Consider the following 2,409-nt stretch of genomic DNA (forward strand, 5'->3'; position numbering starts at 1 on the left):
ACAACGGTCTGATCAAGGGGAGCAAGATCAACGCCGATATGTATCAGGGTACGCTGCGTAACAGCGCAACGCTGGATGTGCGTAAAACACCGATCCGTATCGCCGTGAAGAAAGATATCAAAGGTATTCAGGTTGGCGACATGCTGAAAGCGGCGGCAGATACCGACGCGTTGACCGGCGCACTGAACTCACAGGCTAACATCACCGCCCGTGGTCGCTCCGTGTATGACATCGTGCATAGTCTGAACGGCACCACCAACGTGCAGATGAAAGATGGCGAACTGAAAGGTATCGATATGGCCCAGACCGTGTGTCAGGGTCTGAATACGGTGAAGTCACTGGGGATCAATACACAGGAAGTGGATAAATCCACGCCGTTTGCCAATCTGAGCGCCAGCACCAAAATCGTCAACGGTGTGGTGAATAATCCAGATCTGAAAGCAGCGCTGGATGCGATGGTTCTGAATGGCAAAGGTAAAGTGAATCTGCCAAAAGAGAGCTTAGATTACCGTGTTGGCCTGACCATCGAACAAAACCTGTTTAAGGAGACCTGCTCCATTCCGGATAGCCTGGAAGGCGTTGAGTTCCCGGTTGACTGTAAAGGTGGATTCGACACTGATCCGGCCAAGCTCTGCAAGCCAGATCTGGCAGTCTTCAAGAACATCTTTGAAGCGAAAGCAAAGGCGAAAGTAAAAGCTAAGGTAGATGAGCAGAAAGACAAGCTGAAGGAGAAGCTAGGCGAAAAATTAGGCGGAGAGGAAGGCCAAAAACTGTTGAAAGGACTGTTTGGTCGATGACACCTGAGCACTTCTCAACGGCCGTACTGGACTGGTTTGATCAGCACGGCCGTCATGACCTGCCCTGGCAGGCGAATAAGACCGCTTACCACACCTGGATTTCCGAGATCATGTTGCAACAAACTCAGGTTGCAACAGTGATCCCCTACTTCCAGCGCTTTATAGAACGTTTCCCTGATGTGCAGTCGCTGGCGGAAGCCGAGCAGGACGAGGTTTTACATCTTTGGACCGGGCTCGGATACTACGCCCGCGCCCGTAACCTGCACAAAGCCGCACAGCGAGTCGTCAGTGAATACAACGGCGAGTTTCCGCAGTCTGTCGAGGCACTGGAAGATCTGCCCGGTATAGGCCGCTCAACGGCCGGTGCCGTGCTATCGATCTCCACCGGCAAACGTGCAGCCATTCTTGATGGCAACGTCAAACGGGTGCTGGCTCGCTTCTATGCGGTTGAAGGCTGGTCCGGCACCACCGCAGTGCAAAAGGAGTTGTGGCAATACGCTGAACGTAATACGCCCTATGCACGCGTCGGTGATTACACACAGGCGATGATGGATCTGGGCGCAACACTCTGCACCCGCAGTAAACCCAGCTGCCTGCTCTGCCCGCTGCAACCCCAGTGCGGTGCCTTCGCGCAAGGTAAGACCGATAAACTTCCGGCACCACGACCTAAAAAAGTTATTCCGGTTAAACAGACATTGATGCTGATGATCCGCAACGATGCGGGAGAGGTATTACTCTACCAGCGCCCGCCAAGCGGCCTATGGGGTGGCCTGTGGAGTTTCCCGCAGGTACAGGACTTACGAGACAGCCACGGTGAAACGGGGTTGGAGATCGACGCAGACAGCGCTGAAGCACTGGCTCCCCTGCGTCATACCTTCAGTCACTTCCATCTGGACATCACACCTGTACTGGCGAGACTGAAAAGCCCTACAGAATGTGTCATGGAAGGCTCGCCGCTGCTCTGGTATAACTTAGAGCAACCGCAAAGTGTGGGCCTAGCGGCACCGGTTAAGAAACTGCTGCAAAAGCTACCCTCACCGGGATTGTCTTAAATCCGGTCAGATCCTGACCCATACTGATTTTGTATACGCACCGATTTTGTATTCTGGAGATCTCTGATGAGCCGTACCGTATTCTGTCGTAAATACCAAGAAGAGCTGGAAGGGCTGGAACGCGCCCCTTATCCCGGCGCTAAAGGTCAGGATATCTACGACAACGTTTCCAAAAAAGCATGGCAGGAGTGGACTGATCACCAGACCATGCTGATCAATGAAAAACACCTGAGCATGATGGATCCAAAAACGCGTGAATTTCTGACGCAGGAAATGGAAAAGTTCATGGCCGGTGAAGATTACGAAAAAGCGGAAGGTTACGTACCACCGTCTAAGTAATTGAGCGTTTTTTAAGCACTTAAGCTATTTCACACAGAACTGAGATAAATTTTTGAAAAATATCCCTTTTCTGTGTTGACACTTGAGTCCGAAATCCGTTTAATACGCATCGTCTTACGACATTGCCCAGATAGCTCAGTCGGTAGAGCAGGGGATTGAAAATCCCCGTGTCGGTGGTTCGATTCCGCCTCTGGGCACCACTACTTTAAAGGCTTGCACTC

3 protein-coding genes and 1 tRNA gene are annotated in these 2,409 nt (G+C 51.9%); all 4 read left to right on the forward strand.

From position 1 onward, the window contains the following. Positions 1–797: AsmA family protein (locus tag ABYW01_RS19475; protein WP_372836025.1), on the forward strand; the 797-nt coding region annotated here is incomplete at its 5' end. Further along, positions 794–1,849: an A/G-specific adenine glycosylase gene (gene mutY, locus ABYW01_RS19480; RefSeq protein ID WP_372836027.1), complete on the forward strand. Its 1,056-nt coding sequence runs from the start codon at positions 794–796 to the stop codon at positions 1,847–1,849. The genes ABYW01_RS19475 and mutY, both read left to right, overlap by 4 nt. 66 nt (positions 1,850–1,915) lie before the next feature. Then, the gene (locus ABYW01_RS19485; RefSeq protein ID WP_193951232.1) at positions 1,916–2,188 is read left to right on the forward strand and encodes an oxidative damage protection protein; all 273 of its coding nucleotides are present in this window, start codon (positions 1,916–1,918) and stop codon (positions 2,186–2,188) included. Between the two features lie 124 nt (positions 2,189–2,312). Then, a tRNA-Phe gene (locus ABYW01_RS19490) sits at positions 2,313–2,388 on the forward strand. Positions 2,389–2,409 lie beyond the last annotated feature (21 nt).

This window comes from Pontibacterium sp. (assembly GCF_041587635.1).
Taxonomy (GTDB): Bacteria; Pseudomonadota; Gammaproteobacteria; order Pseudomonadales; family Balneatricaceae; genus Pontibacterium.

What these genes read in the sequence shown, in the direction of transcription:
- ABYW01_RS19485 (WP_193951232.1), top strand. Translation starts at nt 1,916, where the DNA reads ATGAGCCGTACCGTATTCTGTCGTAAATACCAAGAAGAGCTGGAAGGG.
- mutY (WP_372836027.1), top strand. Translation starts at nt 794, where the DNA reads ATGACACCTGAGCACTTCTCAACGGCCGTACTGGACTGGTTTGATCAG.